The organism is Sporosarcina sp. E16_8 (assembly GCF_017347095.1).
GTDB lineage: Bacteria > Bacillota > Bacilli > Bacillales_A > Planococcaceae > Sporosarcina.
Window position 1 is genome coordinate 42,438 of sequence record NZ_JADPRZ010000002.1, and the last position, 17,455, is coordinate 59,892.

The window sequence follows — 17,455 nt, forward strand, 5'->3', positions numbered from 1 at the left end:
TCCTAGCAGGACTGACTTATGACCAGGGACTCTAGGTGTTGGAGTCTGGACGTAAAAAGCTTCTTTAGCAACGTTGGCAAAAAAAATATTTACAGTAAAAATATAACCAAATTACCCTTCTAGTCACTAAGATGAATCTCTACCCTCTAATTTTATGTCAATACTTGGTACATTCTATTTTTTCATGTATACTATAAAAGTATGTTTAATGATAGATTTCGACATATATATATAACTTTTTGAAACTATTAACGAGACTCACCCGTCTAACATTTTATAAACAGTAAAGGAGCCTTTAACATGAAAAATACGCACCGAAAACGCCGTTCATCTTGGATAGACGTTACATTTTCTATTGCTATCATCGCATTAACGGTATCAGCCATCTATTTAATTTCACAAACTACTAAAAATGAGGCTTCTTCGTTTCCTAAAAAGGAACAAGCTACGGCTTCGGTCGTTATCGATACGATTGACTCCCACTATCCAGGTATTAAAATCATTACGGAAACTTCAAATGATACATATATACCATTCGCCATCCAATATCCACAAAGTTTACATAATCCATTCAATGAAGCTATTTCCAAATACATAATAACAGCAAAACAAAACTATTTAACAACAATGGAAGAAAACAAAAAACGTGGTAGTAAATTCACTGGCGAACTAAACATTTCTTTTGAAACCCTTTCCCATCATTCCGGGAACTATTCTTTTGTTCTTGTTAATAGTAGTTCAACAGGAGGGGCAAACGGTACAACTGAAATTCGATCATTTCATTTGAATCCTGAAACAGGAGAAAACTTTACAATTGCAGATGTCTTCGGACGGAATCCGAAAAATCTTGCAACACTTTCTACTTTAGTACGTGAAGCAATATACAACGATCCTTTACTAGCTGATCATCTTTTCCCAGAAGAAGTGCATATCCAGACGGAACCAATCTGGGCGAACTTCGATAATTTCGCAATCACAGATGAATCTCTTATTCTTTATTTCAATGAATATGAGCTAGCAGCGGGAGCAGTCGGTCCACCAATTATCGCAATTCCATTAAGTGATTTAAATAGCTTACTTTCCGATAAACTCCAATTAGTAATTGAAGACACTGATGAGTCTGGGATTACCAAAGATCCGGTAAAGGAGGAAAATACAGCTACCCCTCCTAAGGATATAGAGTCCTCGAACAATCAAGGTAATAGTAATAGTGATACTACAGAAGATGGAACGGAAGGATCCAAAGATGAAGTCGATAATAGCATCAAACAAATTGCCCTTACATTCGACGACGGACCCGATCCTAAAGTAACCACTCAAATTCTTGAGACTTTGAATAAATACAATGCAAAAGCAACATTTTTCATGCTTGGTAGCCGGGTTGAATACTACCCTGAAATCGCAAAAAAAGTGCAAGAAGCTGGTCACGAGCTTGGGAATCATACCTGGAACCACCCCGATTTAACAAAAGCGGGAATGGAAAAGGTTCGCACTGAAATTAACGAGACCTCTTCCATTATTGAAAATGTCACGGGTCAGAAAGTAACTGTATTCAGGCCCCCTTATGGTGCAGTAAACAAGGCTGTTCGTAGCCAAACAAACTTACCAGTCGTTCTATGGGATGTTGATACGCTTGACTGGAAACATCGTGATCCAAACCAACTTCTTGAACATGTAAAAGGTGCAACAAAAGATGGCAGCATTGTTCTTATGCACGATATTCACAAATCAACAGCAGACGGTCTCGATGCAGTCCTAGCTTACTTGCAAAGTGAAGGCTATACATTCGTCAAAGTTTCAGAGTTAAAATAAGCAATTACTTTACACCCCTGGACTTGATGTTCAGGGGTGTTTTCAGCGAAATTGATTGCTATAAACTAACGCTTGCTCTATACACAATAGAACACTTCTGTTATAATAGTATTAGAACAGTTAGGAGGTAATTAAATGTTCATCCAAATCGAACCGGAATCGGATATTCCAATTTACGCACAATTGGCCTCGCAACTAATCGAAGCGATTGCTCGCGGGAAACTGGTAAGTGGAGATGCGCTACCATCCGTTCGATCATTAGCAGCAGACCTTGGCATGAATATGCATACCGTCAATAAGGCTTACCATGAACTTGAAAGAAAAGAAATCATTCGGATCGTTCCAAAATCAGGGGCTATCGTCAATCCTCTTTCAAAAGATAAGATTCGTGTGGACCATCTTGAAAGAATCTCCATAGAAATCAAACCAATCATCATCGAAGCAATCGTACTCGGGATGAACCCCGAAGCTATTAATAAACTTATTTCATCTATTATTTTATCTATTAAGGAGGAGTAAAGAATGGGGATTACTATTTTTTTAGTCATGATAGGTTTTATCTTTGTACTGCAATCTGCCATCCCATTTTTATTGAGACGAACAATTGCGTTCGGTGTAACGATTCCAGAAGGTCATACAGACGACCCTACAATTGCATCATTCAAGAAAATATATGCTGCAACTATTTTCATTACCGGTCTCATTTCACTAATTGCTTATTTTACCTGGGCCAACATAAGCAGCCTGACGGAAGGCAAAATCATCTTAACTGGATTAGCGATTCAGTTTGGTATCCTCTTTTTGAGTATGGGACTCTATTTTTACTTTCACGCAAAAACAACACATCTGAAACAAATCAATGAATGGGGTTTACATTTGAAACAAGTCCGAATTGCTGATTTAGCAATCCGAACAAAAAATGAAATGCTTCCTTCGTTTGTCTATGCAATACCAATGATTATTACTATTGGCCTTATCGCCTATACCGCAACCCAATACGCTAGTATGCCTAGTATGATTCCAACGCATTGGGGGCCAAGTGGCCAAGCTGATGCCTTTAGCCCGAAAACACCCTTTTCTGTAATTGCCCTTCTGCTCATTCTGTTGATTATGCAAGGAATGATGCTAGGAATCAATGCATTCATAAAAAAATCCGGCATCAAGTTAAATGCCGCAAAACGAAAAACATCTCAAGTTCAACAATTGTCGTTCCGTAAATACACAAGTTGGTTACTATTTATGACAAGCGTACTAATGACCGTCCTTTTCGGATTCCTACAGCTTACAACAATCCATGAAGGACTTGGAAATGCGGCGCTCATGCTCGCGTTGCCGCTAGGATTTTCACTAATTATCCTAGTCGCGACAGCTGTATATGCTTTCAAAGTCGGTCAGAGTGGCTCACGGATCAATGTCGAGATTGAATATGATTCTATTACTGGTATCACTGACGTGGATGACGATAAGTACTGGAAAGCCGGGGTCTTTTATGTGAATAAAGACGATTCTTCCATTTTTGTTGAGAAACGATTTGGTGTAGGCTGGACAATCAACTTTGCTAATCCGATCGGTTACATTATCCTGTTTGGTCCACTGCTACTCATCCTAGCTATTTCTTTCTTTTTATAGTTTAAAAGCAGCATATTTCAGAAAAAACGTTTTGGGCTATATAGAGTGTTTTTGCTTATCACGTCTGTTTATTAACTACGTTCTCACATAAAGTAGCCATAAGAAAAGCATAAAAGTCTACATTTGCACATGTACATTTCCGGCTCACTTTGCACGAAATGATCACCACACCTTTACCGCACGTTAAATATGGGTGGAAATGACTTTGTCATTTCCACCCATATTTTTTCGGTCATCCTGTTGCGACTATCTGTCTCCCGCGTACCTACAATGTTCTAGTGAAAAATGCAACTACTTTGGAAAATATAAGAATAACTTCCTCTCTAGAGAGGTGGCAAGTACCGGAAGATGAAATTTCGGGCACTTCACCACTTTTAATAAAGCCATCTTTTCTTAATTTAGCAAAGATCATACAAGTAACAGTGTGACGGTATAGAGAAAGTGACACTACCTTAAATTTAAAAAAGAAATGCTATAGAGAAGGAGTAAGCAGCAAAAAATCCCGTTAATGATAGAGTAGTCGTTCAGTCCAAGCGATCCGAAAACACCTGTACATAGTGCATCTGGTGTTTTATCACAAAAATTTGCAGTGATTTACTGATTAACTTTGGTCAATCAACACATTTGGATGCTTATGGTTTAATAAATCCCCTGCGTTTGAGAATTGTAAACAGACTCCAAGTGGTAGGTTGTTTTTTGTTTCTTGTTTAACTCGTACAATAGGTCGGATGGACTGGCGGCGGATAAAAATAGGTGTCAATGGATCGCACAGTACAAACACAATTGAAAATAGTAGAGTTTAAATCAAGATGAATCAAGTGAGTTTCATTCGTTTGACGTTCATTATCGTGATTAACCTCTTTTCCTCATAATTAATTCCACATTTTATACAACGATCCCCTATAGTTTAACTTAAAACAATTATTCTCCGCCGTTTGTATATTTGTTGTCTCCCATCATATAGTTCCTACTATCCCCTGGCTTAGCGTTTGGATTAGTAGGGGTATGGGGATAATTAATATTTTTCTTTCTTCTCCAATCTATTAGCCAAGCTAACGCGAAAAGTAATAGAACGATTACAAGAATTATATACAAAATCATCTTGACAGCTCCCTCTCCGTATGAAAGTCTTGGCTCTCAAATTATCATTCGTCTATACTCCGTTACTTGAAAGTGATTCCTCTACTACTACTATGCTCGTATTAGCCTGAACATTTCATTAATTAGTGATATACACATGATTTACTGTGAAAATCCCCTCATATTTCAAGCAACAAAAAAACCGCACATGGCGGTTTTTCAATTTACCTTAAACTATAATCAACCAAAGATACTTGTACTATGAAGTGGCTGCAATCTTGCTTTTGGATCAACATAAGCCTTCGCGTGATTCACTGCGATCGGCGCTTCACCAAGTCCAACAGCAATTAACTTTACTTTGCCCTCATAATTCGTAACGTCCCCAGCTGCGTAGATGCCTTCGATGTTTGTCTCCATACGCGTGTTAACCATAATCGAGTTACGATCCATTTCTAGTCCCCAATCTTTCAGAGGCCCAAGAGAAGATATATTACCGTAGTTTACAATTAAGTGATCGACGTCAAGACGTTCTTCAGTTCCGTCTTTTTCTGCCAAGACAATTCCACTGACCTTGCCATCTTCTCCTTCGATCACTTTAACAGCACGGGAAGTTTTCACTTCCACTTTCGATTCCAGCAGTTGATTAACGCTCGTCTCATGTGCAGTAAAGCGTTCACGACGGTGAACCAATGTCACAGTTGAAGCGATATCCTCCAGCATAAGTGACCAGTCAACTGCTGAGTCCCCACCACCACAAACGAGAACATTTTTATCTTTAAAAATGGTTAGATCCTTAATGCTGTAATGAAGCGTGTTCCCTTCAAATTGTACTTCTTCAGGAAGACCAATCTTACGTGGTTGGAATGCACCGATCCCAGCTGTCAAAAGTATGGTACGTGTCAAATGAACCCCTTTATCCGTTTTGAGAATGAAGTGATCTCCATCACGCGTTGCCGACAAAGCCGTTTCTCCAAGAAGGATTTCCGGTTTCGCATAATGAGCTTGCGTTACTAGATTCGCCACGAAATCTTTCGCAAGGATTTTCGGGAACCCGCCCACATCATATATATCTTTATCGGGATACAGTTCGATCAGCTGACCGCCAAGTTGTGGCAAGCTATCGATGATTTTCACCGACATTTCCCGCATTCCAGCATAGAACGAAGCGAAGAGTCCTGTTGGTCCCCCACCGATAATTGTAATATCAACGATTTCGTTATTCATATGCAAACACTCCAATTAGATTAGTATCGGATAAAAGTTTTCTTCTCTACCCACTCTACACATTATCTAACAAAATACAATAAAATACACATAATCTGATTTATACAGAACAATTCTACTGATTTTGAATTAAAGGTACGCAACAAAAAGCCTGTACACATATTCGATATGTGTACAGGCTTTTTACTTCTTACTATTCACGATGCGTTCTGCAATACTCAAGAGCAATTGCTTTCTCGTCATCTTCTAATTCAAAATCAAGAACTTTCTCACTTGAACGCTCAAAGAAGTGATAAGATGCAATACGGCCTTCATCCTCGTCAATTGCAAAGATTACTCGAAGACCAGTTCCACCTTCAGAATAAAGCTCATCTTCTTCATCAAGATCAATATACAATCGGTATTCATAACGTTCTCCAGCAATGATCCCTGTAGGATCGTTAATTTTTTTAATAATGTGCTCAGTAATATTCATAGTAGTACCAACCTCTCACTTACAATTTTGGATTCCTCAACAATAAAGCTACCATTCATCATAATACATCATTCAACACCAAAAGGGGAAACTTTGGTGCACACCTTACTTTTTAATAAATTTAATGAACTCATTTAGGACAAGAGGCAACAGACTCATAATGGCAATAACTACCCACTCTAAAAATCCTAATGACTGCACACTGAAGACTTTTGCGATTGGACCAACTGACACAATGACCACCTGCAAAATGATTCCAAGTAAAATTGAGTAAATTAAGAATTTGTTTTTAAAAATTCCCGCTGTAAATACAGACTTGTCCATCGATCTGAAGTTGAGGGAGTGAACAAGTTGGGAGAAGCTCAGAGCGATGAAAGCCATTGTCTGGCCATGAACAAGTGCACTTTCTGGAATATCAGATGAAAACAGGGCTAGGAAACTGCCTGCATACTCACCTGACATATACACTCCAATCATGAAAGCGACGAGTGTAATCGCACCAATCAAAATTCCATTAAAAATTAAAAATGGAATGGATCCTCTGAATATACTCTCATGCCGGTGTCGTGGTTTTTCTTTCATTACTCCAGGCTCTTCAGGATCCACGCCGAGTGATAGCGCTGGAAATGTATCTGTAACAAGATTTATCCACAGAATATGAATTGGACGCAACAGTAACGGCCAGCCTAGCAAAATGGCAGCAAAAAGCGCAATAATTTCACCAAGATTACAGGACAATAGGAATATGATGGACTTTTTAATATTGCGGTAAATCGTGCGTCCCTCTTCGACAGCTTTCACGATTGACGAAAAATTATCATCTGTCAAAATCATGTCTGCTGCACCTTTTGCAACATCCGTTCCCGTAATCCCCATCGCCACGCCAATATCTGCCGCTTTTAATGATGGTGCATCGTTGACCCCATCCCCTGTCATCGACACTGTATGATCTTTTGCTTTAAGTGCTTGTACAATCTTCACCTTATGCTCTGGTGAAACACGGGCATAGACATTAATATCTCCGGTTTTTTCTATCAATTGATCCCCTGTCATCGAATCAATTGTTTTCCCCTCAATTACTTCGGATTTATGAGTCGCAATTCCTAGTTCTTTCGCTATTGCAAATGCCGTGTCCTGATGATCGCCGGTAATCATGACCGTTCGAATCCCAGCTTCTTTCGTAACTTTAATCGCGTCTTTCACTTCTTCACGCGGTGGATCAATCATTCCGATAAGTCCTAGGAATGTCAATCCTTCTTCAGCTTGGTCTAGTTCCATGGCTTTGGCTTCTTCTACAATCTTATAAGCGGAGCCTAATACACGTAACGCTACAGAAGACATCGTCATTGCCGCTTCCAAGATTGATTGACGGTCGCTTTCATCAAGTATTCTTGGCCCATCAGCCACTTCAATATATGTACACTTCTGTAGGATGCCGTCAATAGCTCCTTTCGTATGTGAATAAATTACATCTGCAGATCGATGTACTGTAGTCATTCGTTTCCGGTTTGAATCGAATGGTAACTCCGTGATTCTAGGATAGTTAACATCCAATTGCTCTTTTTCCAGTCCGGATTCCATCGCTGCTACGACAAGGGCAATTTCTGTTGGATCTCCTGTTTCTCCAGTTTTAGAATACGTCGCATCATTACACAATGCGATATTCTCAAACAACAGTTTTTGTATAGGATTTTTAAGATTGACTTTACTTAACTCGTTTAAAGTCCCATCTGCAAAAAACGTTGTAACCGTCATCCTATTTTGAGTTAATGTCCCAGTTTTATCAGAACAGATAACATCCACAGAGCCTAGCGCTTCCACAGCAGGGAGTTTACGGATGATGACGTTTTGCTTTATCATCCGTTGAACGCCGATTGCAAGAACGATTGAAACGATTGCAGGCATCCCCTCTGGTATTGCTGCGACAGCAAGGCTGACCGCTAACATAAACATTTCCAAATAGCCACGCCCTTGAAGTACGCCAATCGTAAATATGACGACACAGATGGCAACAGCCGCAATGCCAAGATATTTACCTAATTGGGCAAGGCTTTTCTGAAGTGGTGTCTCGTCGTCCACTTCTTGGTCAAGCATGGTAGCTACTTTCCCTATTTCCGTTTTCATGCCTGTTGCAATGGCAATTCCTGTTGCACGTCCATATGTAGTCAATGTCGACATGAAGGCCATGTCTTTTCGATCTCCAATTGGCATTGAGAGCTCTCCAGTAAAATATGCGTCCTTTTCAACAGGAACGGATTCGCCCGTCAATGCCGCCTCTTCAATTTTCAAATTCACCGATTCAATCAGTCTTAAATCACATGGAACATACCTGCCAGCATCAAGAAGAATTACATCACCTGGAACGACTTCTTCCGATGGTATCTCTTTTTGGACGCCGTCCCTTCTTACAAGTGCTTTAGGTACTGCCATATTTTTCAACGCTTGAAGCGCTTCCTCTGCTTTCGATTCCTGGACGACCCCCACAATGGCATTGATGATTACGACCAATCCAATAATAATAGAGTCAGCCACTTCCCCAAGTATTCCGGAAATAACAGCAGCAACGATTAGTACATAAATTAACACATTATTGATTTGCGCAAAAATCCGCTGTAACAACGAACGGCTTTTACTTCCCGTAAGTTTATTCGCCCCGTATTCATTCAGCCTTTTATCCGCTTCCTCTGTACTTAATCCAATTAACACATCCGTATCCATCAATTGCTTAGTTCCATTTTGCATTTTCCAGTTCCCTCCGTATACCTTTTCAACACCCTATCTGTCCGGTTGTTGAAATCTACTTACATACCTTACCTTTTTTCTATTTCTATGTGTTAGTGCATAAAACTCTTTTACAAGCCTTTTTGACAAAGTGCATGAAATACGCACATTTCTTTTGCAATATTCCGGAACTTCGTGAACAATATAAAGAGTGAAGTAATTCACTAGTAAACTAGCGGGAGGAATCTTTTTGATTAAATTTGAAGAATATCAATACACAAAGCTTAATATGGCAGAAGTAAAACTAAATTTTGATACGTTGCTACAGGAATTCCGTTCCGCAAGTTCTTATGACCAGCAAAACGAAGTCATTGAGAAGATAAACACGATTGGCAAAGACTACTCAACAATGGCCAACCTTGTCTATATCCGTGCTTCCATCGATACAAACGATGAGTTTTATCAGAAAGAACGCGATTATTTCGATGAAATCGGACCAGAGTACCAAGAACTTCAAACCGCTTATTACAAAGAACTTGTATCCACTCCTTTCAGAGCACAACTCGAAGAGAAATGGGGTACTCAACTATTTGCTTTAGCCGATAACGCCATAAAATCGTTTTCTCCAGAAATTGTTGGTCTGTTGCAAAAAGAAAACAAACTAACTTCCGATTACTCGAAACTCGTCGCATCTTCACAAATCGATTTTGATGGAAAAACACTAACACTTGCTCAAATGGGGCCTTACGCAGAATCAACGGACCGTTCCGTTCGTAAATCAGCCATGGAAGCGTCATACAAATTCTACGCTGATAATGGTGAAAAGTTCGATGAAATCTATGATAAACTTGTTAAACTCCGTCATGAAATCGCGACGACACTAGGTTATAAAAACTTTGTCGAACTTGGTTACCTACGAATGGACCGTATCGACTATGATGCCAATATGGTTAAAAAATTCCGTGATCAAGTGCGTGATCATATCGTACCGCTTGCAAGCCGCCTGTATACGCGTCAGGCTGAACGGATAGGCGTTGACGAGTTGAAGTATTATGATCAATCCTTAGACTTCCTTACAGGCAACGCGACACCACAAGGCCCTCCTGACTGGATCATTGAAAACGGAAAAAAGATGTATGCTGAACTTTCACCTGAAACGGATGTATTTTTCAAATTCATGACAGAAAAGAACTTACTGGACGTCGAGGCGAAGACTGGAAAAGAAGCGGGCGGTTATTGCACATTCATCGATAATTATGATTCGCCTTTCATCTTTTCTAATTTCAACGGAACGTCTGGTGATATCGATGTGTTAACACATGAAGCCGGGCACGCATTCCAAGTATTCTCTAGCCAAAATATTGGTATACCTGAATATCTGTGGCCTACATCTGAAGGGGCAGAAATCCACTCAATGAGTATGGAATTCTTCACATGGCCTTGGATGGAACTCTTCTTCAAAGAACAAACGGATAAATACAAATTCGCACACCTAAGCAGTGCTTTGCTCTTTTTACCATATGGAGTCGCAGTCGATGAATTCCAACATGTCATCTATGAAAACCCTGAAATGACAGCTGCAGAACGTAAAGCAGCATGGAAAAAAATCGAGAATATCTATCTACCTATGCGGGATTACGATGGCATTGAGTACTTGGAATCGGGTGCTATTTGGCAGCGTCAGGGTCACATTTATGAGAGCCCATTCTATTATATCGATTATACACTTGCACAAATATGTGCGTTCCAATTTTGGAAACGCTCATTTGAAGACCGTGATGCGGCATGGAAAGATTATTTACATCTTTGCACACTCGGTGGTTCAAAATCATTTACAAAACTAGTCGCCGAAGCGAACTTAATCTCACCTTTTGAAGACGGCTGCGTTGAGTCTGTCATTGGAACAATCGAGTCATGGCTCGATTCGATTGATGATAAAGCGCTTTAAAAGAACAACAACGCCGGAGTCTGGACGTGGAATATCACCTTTCGCAGGTTATCCACAGGCCAATATTTTTATAATCTCCTGAGCAACGAAGATCGAGGCTGTCCCGAAACTTTAGGACTACCTCGATCTTTTTCTTACCTATTCACAATTTTAAGAATCACATTAAACCTACAGCATTTCCTTGTGAATCGATATCCATGTGAAGGGCTGCAGGCGTTTTCGGCAACCCGGGCATCGTCATAATATCCCCTGTCAAGCAGACAAGGAATCCTGCTCCAAGTTTCGGAGTGATTTTTCTAACAGTAATGGTAAATCCTTCAGGGCGCCCAAGTTTTTTCGGATCATCTGAAAATGAATACTGCGTTTTAGCCATACAAATCGGTAATATACTCCAGCCGTTGTTCTCGATGTCTTTAAGATTTTTTAAGGCTTGATCCGTAAATACAACACCCAATCCACCATAAACTTTTTGAACAATGGCTGTAATTTTATCATTTACAGATTGTTCTACATCATAGAGTGGAGCGAAGTTATTCGGTTCATCTAGAAGCTCCAAAACTTCTTGCGCCAACGCAACACCGCCTTCTCCGCCGCGCTCCCAGACATCTGTGAGCGCTATCCTTATGTCGTTTTCCTCACACCATTCAAAAATGACTTCCAGTTCAGCGGCAGTGTCCGTGATAAACTTGTTTAACGCAACGACCGGCTGGACACCGAATGCACGAATGGTATCTATATGCTTAGCCAAGTTTACCATTCCGTCAGTGACAGCTTGAACATTCTCCTCTGCAAGCTGATTTTTCGGAACTCCACCATGCATTTTAAGCGCACGTACTGTTGCCACAATGACAACCGCATCAGGTGAGAATCCACCTTGTCGAGCTTTTATATTCATGAATTTCTCAGCACCTAAATCTGCACCGAATCCAGCTTCTGTAACGACGATATCAGCAAGTTTACGTGCAGTGTTTGTTGCAATTAATGAGTTACAGCCGTGCGCAATGTTTGCAAAGGGTCCTCCATGAATAAGTGCCGGAGTCCCTTCAATTGTCTGCACAAGGTTTGGTTTGAATGCTTCTTTCAGTAGAAGTACCAATGCCCCTTGGACACCAAGGTCTCGTACCGTAACTGCCTCTTTGTCATACGTATAACCGATAACGATACGTGCAAGTCTTTCTTTCAAGTCTTGTAGGCTTGTCGCCAAACAGAAAACCGCCATAATTTCAGATGCGACCGTAATATCGAAACCATCTTCTCTCGGAACTCCTTGTGTAGGACCGCCGAGCCCAATAGTTATGTTACGCAATGCGCGATCATTCATATCTAAGACACGTTTCCAAGTAATTCTCCGCGGGTCAATCCCGAGTAGGTTTCCGTGATGAAGATGGTTATCTATCAGTGCACTAAGCGCATTATTCGCAGTCGTGATTGCATGAATATCACCATTAAAATGCAAATTAATTTCTTCCATTGGCAGCACCTGAGCATAACCACCACCTGTAGCCCCACCCTTCATCCCCATAACGGGCCCAAGGGATGGTTCGCGTAATGCAATCATCGTTTTCTCTCCGAGCTTTGAAAGGGCGTCAGCAAGCCCTACGGTGACAGTTGACTTTCCTTCCCCCGCCGGTGTTGGACTGATTGCCGTAACAAGTACAACTTTCCCTTCCCTGCTAGTCCCAGTTAACTTCGTTACATCAATTTTCGCTTTAAATCTACCGTATGGTTCGACCGCCTCTTCGGGTATGCCTGCTTCTTTGGCTATCGTCCAAATCGATTTCATCGTGGCTTGTGATGCTATTTGTAAATCAGTTAGTGGCGATACTTTTTTTGTCATGTCTGCCCCACCTTTTTTATTTTAAGTATACCCCAGATTTATCCAATGGCAGGGATATCTCAATGAGTTTTGTATGACATCATTAAACAACTGAAGTGCTACGTCAGTTCGTTACTTGCAGTACTACTTTTCCAAACTGCTTACCCTCTTCAATATAGTCAAATGCCTCTGCCGCTTCGTCCAATTTGAACACTTTATCAACAATTGGGTGTGTCCCATATTTTTCGACATGCCTAATCATGTCTCGCAGCTCTTCTCTACTCCCTAACGTAGATCCGAAAAGTTGGTACTGTCCATAGAAAAACGCACGTAAATCCAAGTCGACTGTATCGTCAGTCGTTGCACCAAACACGACAATACGCCCACCTTTTTTCAATAAACTAAGCGAACGATTAAACGTCGCCCGACCTACACTTTCGATAACGAGGTCAATCGTCTCTCCTTCTAGCTCCTTATTCCAATCGCTATTCGTATCTAGAGCGATGTCTGCGCCAAGTTCAAGGGCCTGTTTGCGCTTAGTTTCACTGCGCGAAGTGACAATCACACGTGCCCCAACATTTTTGGCGAATGAAATAAGATACGTAGCTACTCCACCGCCGGCACCTGGAATGAAAACTGTATCGCCCGCTTTCAATCCCCCTTTAGTAAATAGTGCGCGATAGCCTGTTAACCCTGCTAACGAAAGGACTGCTGCCTCAACCCATGTCAAGTGAGCAGGTTTCCTTTCAATCTGTTCAACCGAAATAGCAATCTTCTCTGCAAATGTCCCATTATCAGGCATTCCTAAAATATCAAAATCTACCGGTGGCGCATCACTATTTTCAAACCAACGTAGCGAAGGATTAATCATCACTTCATCCCCTACCGCAAACGCCGTTACCCCTGCACCTATTGACTCGATAACTCCCGCGCCGTCAGATCCTAGCGTCAACGCTTGTGCCTCATCCCCCCTACGTCCAGGTATGTATAAGTCTCGGCGGTTCAACCCGGCCGCCCGAATTGCAACGATGACTTCACCGCTTGCTGCAACTGGTTCTTTCATGTTGGCTATTTTCAACTGCCCGTATTCATGGATAAATGCTTTCATCTTGATCATCCTTTCTTAAGTGCACACTACCTCTATCATACCTTAATAGCCAACACTTTTCACACTCTTCAAAATTGCGAACAAAGTAAAAGAAGGCGAGAAACCAATTAGACTTTTAATAGGTTTCTTGCCTTCTTTTTCATTAAATTAATTTTTCAGTTGGGGTCGTTTACCTTTTCATCTCCCCAACATTCCGTGCCTTTTAGCCCTGGAATCGTACTTGCTTTGAATTTAGGATTGAGTCCATTTTTTCGTTGTTCTGTATAATCGTCTAGTGTCTTAAATGCAACTTTCCCCAGAAGGAAGATGACAATAAGGTTAATGACTGCCATCATCCCCATGAAGAGGTCTGCCATGTTCCAAACAAGATCTACTTTTGCAAGCGTTCCAAACATAACCATCGCGAGCACGCCAAAACGGTAAAGAGTTAACCATATTTTATTCGCGTTGATAAATTCAATATTCGTCTCGCCATAATAGTAGTTACCAATAATCGAACTGAAAGCAAAAAATAGAATGGCAATTGCTAAAAAATAAGGTGCCCATTCCCCAACATGGACGCCTAGGGATGTCTGAGTCAAAAGAATTCCATCCACTTCACCCGTATTATAAAGATCCGCAAGAATAATAATGAACGCCGTTGCTGAACAGATGATGATTGTATCAAAAAACACACCAAGACTTTGCACAAGGCCCTGTTTTGCCGGATGCGATGTACTTGCTACTGCCGCAGCGTTCGGCACACTCCCCATTCCCGCTTCGTTTGAGAAAAGTCCACGTCTTACCCCTTGCATAATTGCCGCACCTACAGCTCCACCGACCGCTTCGTTCATTCCAAATGCGCTCGTGAAAATAAGTTTAAATACTGCAGGAACCTCACTAATATTCATAATAACGATATATAATGCAACGACAATGTAAAGAATAGCCATAACCGGAACGAAAATTTGTGTAACATGAGCAATCCGTTTTACGCCTCCGAAAATAACAAGAGCCGTTATTATAATAAGAACTATACCAATCACCGATTTTTCAATATGAAACACACTATTGAAAGATGCACTAATTGTATTTGACTGTACAGCATTAAAAATGAAACCGAAACAAAGAGTCAGCAATATGGCGAATAGTACACCAAGCTTCCGATTGCCAAGAGCACTTTGCATATAATAAGCAGGCCCTCCGCGGAACGTATCACCGTCCCTCACTTTATACACTTGCGCGAGCGTACTTTCGATAAACGCAGTCGCCATTCCGATAATCGCAATGACCCACATCCAGAAGATAGCGCCAGGCCCCCCAATGCCAATCGCAAGGGCAACACCAGTGATATTCCCTGTTCCAACTCGTGATGCCGCACTAATTGTAAACGCCTGAAAAGACGATATTCCCCCCTTCTCGTCCGGCTTTTCAACAATAAGCTTAAACATTTCACCAAACAGGCGGAACTGTACAAATTTCGTTCGAATCGTAAAATAAATACCTAAACCAATTAGTAAACCGATAAGGATATACGACCATAACAGGTTATTCCCCGTTGTTACAATCCAATTTAAAGCGCTTTCAATCATTTCTTGTTTCCCCCTGTTCCATCGTTAACATTCGCAGTGTGATTATCAATACAAATGTCAAAAATGCCTTTTATCCTTACTACGGATATTTTCACATTAAGTACATATTATAGCCTATTTCGACAAATGTGAATAGCAGTTATTTAATGGGGTTTCACAATAGATTCTCATCTCTGTTGATTAAACAGCAAACAACTTAATCAAACACTAGGCGCTTTCAGTAGAGTTGCCTCTATATCGCTTTCGATTGAACGACTCCAATACCAATACCTAGATATCTAAACCTATCGGTAATCGTATGGCTATCGTTCATCCGTCGCACTCCAAAGACATAAGTACTCGAAGTGATAGAGCTTTTTTAGACGACAGAATAGTTGCCTTCTTATCTGGATAAAAGCCGCCAAAGATACAATTTTGGCGGCTGAATCTATCTCCATGTATTGTTTTTTAAAAGAAGAATCAGCCACACAAGGATCCCTCAGTAAATCTGTCATGAATTGTTAGCCGTAAGCGAGCCGAAATGCTTCAGTGAAAACGGTGTGTTCCAAGCCTCTCTCACCATTTTTTATGCAAATAAATGGTTAATCAACAGACGTGATAGATTCCGTTACTATTTTCAACAAAAAACCTCCTTCTATAATCCAAAGGAGGCTATGACTATTCTATTTTGCGTAATGTGACAACAACTATTTCCGGTTGATTGAACAGCCGTACAGGAATTATGCTATTGCCAAGGCCGCGACTGACTACCAAGTGGTTGCCATTCTTCTCATGGATGCCCGATGAATAGCTAGGAAACCAGCCTTGCCCCGGTGAAACGAGGCCGCCTAAACCTGGTATTCGAAACTGTCCGCCATGAGCATGGCCGCTAAACGTCACATCTACCCCCGCTTCAGCATATACATCAAATTGTTCCGGTCTATGTGACAATAGCACTTTAAACATCTCATCAGGGATATTTTCAAATGCTTGTTCAATCGATACCTTAACGGCTTCATCATCTTCAAGCTCACTTACCAGTGGATCTTCAATTCCACCTATTGCTATAGAACTATCAGGAAACAATGTAATTACATCCGCTTCATTCGATAAGACACGAACCCCCAGGTCTTCGAGAGCTCCCCGAATACGGTCCAAATCCTGCGTAGCTATTTCATGATTTCCAGTTACGTAATAGATTGGAGCGACAAATTGAAGCTCTTCAATAAGAATCAGGCTTTTTTCAAGGTCGTAGCGGTTACTGTCGATAAAATCACCCGTGATGAATATCGCTTGTGGCATAATCATTTTCACCCTATTAACAACATCCGAATGGTTTTCACCGAATTCGGCATCGTGTAAATCAGAAATCTGGACGATAGTGTATTTGTCGTAATTATCAGGGATTTTGTCAGACATAATTTCATAACGCGTTATCCCGACTGTCATATTTCCTATATATACGAAAAAACTTAGAAGGACAATAATGAATAAGATGAAAAACCGTTTACGCCGTAAAGTCATCTTTTTTTTCGTTATATTCGCAGTTGTTTTCATTACAACCAGCGTTTTTTCAACCTTGCAAGCTCTAAAAGTTCAAGGACCTCTTTTTTAGGCAGTTCTGTCATTATCGCAAGCATTTCAATCTCTGCACGTTTTCTGCCTTTTCCACTTCTATATGTTTCTTTGTGTATAGCATCAAGTTCTGCATACAGTTCGTCTGTGTGCAGAACTTGTTCTAGTTCATGTTCTTGCGTTTCTATATCACTGACAACATTTTCCCTCAGTTTGTCATAAAGCATATCTACATTTGCAGCCCCTGTGCTTTTAAATGGTTTTGATGTCTTTGAATTCCCCAGAATCAGCTCATCAGTTGAAACATTAAACCGTTCAGATATTTTCGCCACCCAAGCCGCCGATGGAGCATTCTTCCCTTTTTCCCAATCTTTAATACGACTTGCTGAAGTGCCGATAGCTGCTCCGAATGCCATCATTGATAGTCCGCGCTCTTCACGCAATTTTTTTAACCTTATACCAAAATCCTCTTTGTTCCAATCGTTCACATTTACGCCCCCTAAAAATTTTATATACA

At 40.8% G+C, this 17,455-nt stretch carries 13 protein-coding genes; 4 read left to right on the forward strand and 9 right to left on the reverse strand.

The window, feature by feature from the left end:
- Positions 1 to 300 precede the first annotated feature (300 nt).
- The 3 genes from I2484_RS21290 (at position 301) to I2484_RS01960 (ending at position 3,441) form a co-directional block, all read left to right on the forward strand.
- Complete coding sequence (locus I2484_RS21290; protein WP_218627895.1) at positions 301 to 1,812, forward strand: polysaccharide deacetylase family protein; 1,512 nt, start codon at positions 301 to 303, stop codon at positions 1,810 to 1,812.
- A 135-nt stretch (positions 1,813 to 1,947) separates the two neighbouring features.
- Positions 1,948 to 2,331: a GntR family transcriptional regulator gene (locus tag I2484_RS01955; RefSeq protein WP_207149346.1), complete on the forward strand. Its 384-nt coding sequence runs from the start codon at positions 1,948 to 1,950 to the stop codon at positions 2,329 to 2,331.
- A 3-nt stretch (positions 2,332 to 2,334) separates the two neighbouring features.
- Complete coding sequence (locus I2484_RS01960) at positions 2,335 to 3,441, forward strand: DUF1648 domain-containing protein (protein ID WP_207149347.1); 1,107 nt, start codon at positions 2,335 to 2,337, stop codon at positions 3,439 to 3,441.
- Positions 3,442 to 4,362: 921 nt separating this feature from the next.
- Here I2484_RS01960 and I2484_RS01965 read toward each other — a convergent pair.
- The 4 genes from I2484_RS01965 to I2484_RS01980 form a co-directional block, all read right to left on the reverse strand.
- Positions 4,363 to 4,542, reverse strand: a complete 180-nt coding sequence (locus I2484_RS01965) for a hypothetical protein (protein ID WP_207149348.1) — start codon at positions 4,540 to 4,542, stop codon at positions 4,363 to 4,365.
- Between the two features lie 219 nt (positions 4,543 to 4,761).
- Positions 4,762 to 5,745 (reverse strand): NAD(P)/FAD-dependent oxidoreductase, encoded by a 984-nt coding sequence (locus I2484_RS01970; protein ID WP_207149349.1) that lies wholly within the window; start codon positions 5,743 to 5,745, stop codon positions 4,762 to 4,764.
- Between the two features lie 193 nt (positions 5,746 to 5,938).
- Positions 5,939 to 6,220: a DUF6509 family protein gene (locus tag I2484_RS01975; RefSeq protein ID WP_207149350.1), complete on the reverse strand. Its 282-nt coding sequence runs from the start codon at positions 6,218 to 6,220 to the stop codon at positions 5,939 to 5,941.
- A 105-nt stretch (positions 6,221 to 6,325) separates the two neighbouring features.
- A complete protein-coding gene (locus I2484_RS01980) occupies positions 6,326 to 8,962 on the reverse strand; it encodes a cation-translocating P-type ATPase (protein ID WP_207149351.1) in 2,637 nt (878 codons plus the stop codon).
- Between the two features lie 229 nt (positions 8,963 to 9,191).
- Between I2484_RS01980 and I2484_RS01985 the strand changes: the two genes are divergently transcribed.
- Positions 9,192 to 10,889: a M3 family oligoendopeptidase gene (locus tag I2484_RS01985; protein ID WP_207149352.1), complete on the forward strand. Its 1,698-nt coding sequence runs from the start codon at positions 9,192 to 9,194 to the stop codon at positions 10,887 to 10,889.
- Between the two features lie 157 nt (positions 10,890 to 11,046).
- On the opposite strand, the gene I2484_RS01990 is transcribed toward I2484_RS01985, so the two are convergent.
- The 5 genes from I2484_RS01990 to I2484_RS02010 form a co-directional block, all read right to left on the reverse strand.
- The gene (locus I2484_RS01990; protein ID WP_207149353.1) at positions 11,047 to 12,726 is read right to left on the reverse strand and encodes a formate--tetrahydrofolate ligase; all 1,680 of its coding nucleotides are present in this window, start codon (positions 12,724 to 12,726) and stop codon (positions 11,047 to 11,049) included.
- A gap of 103 nt (positions 12,727 to 12,829) precedes the next feature.
- Positions 12,830 to 13,813 carry a zinc-binding dehydrogenase gene (locus I2484_RS01995; protein ID WP_207149354.1) on the reverse strand — a complete coding sequence of 328 codons (984 nt, stop codon included), beginning with the start codon at positions 13,811 to 13,813 and terminating at the stop codon, positions 12,830 to 12,832.
- A 155-nt stretch (positions 13,814 to 13,968) separates the two neighbouring features.
- Positions 13,969 to 15,384 (reverse strand): alanine/glycine:cation symporter family protein, encoded by a 1,416-nt coding sequence (locus tag I2484_RS02000; protein ID WP_207149355.1) that lies wholly within the window; start codon positions 15,382 to 15,384, stop codon positions 13,969 to 13,971.
- 657 nt (positions 15,385 to 16,041) lie between these two features.
- A complete protein-coding gene (locus I2484_RS02005) occupies positions 16,042 to 16,920 on the reverse strand; it encodes a metallophosphoesterase (RefSeq protein ID WP_255550994.1) in 879 nt (292 codons plus the stop codon).
- Positions 16,920 to 17,426 (reverse strand): helix-turn-helix domain-containing protein, encoded by a 507-nt coding sequence (locus I2484_RS02010; protein ID WP_207149356.1) that lies wholly within the window; start codon positions 17,424 to 17,426, stop codon positions 16,920 to 16,922. Before I2484_RS02010 ends, I2484_RS02005 begins: the two co-directional genes overlap by 1 nt.
- Positions 17,427 to 17,455: the final 29 nt, after the last annotated feature.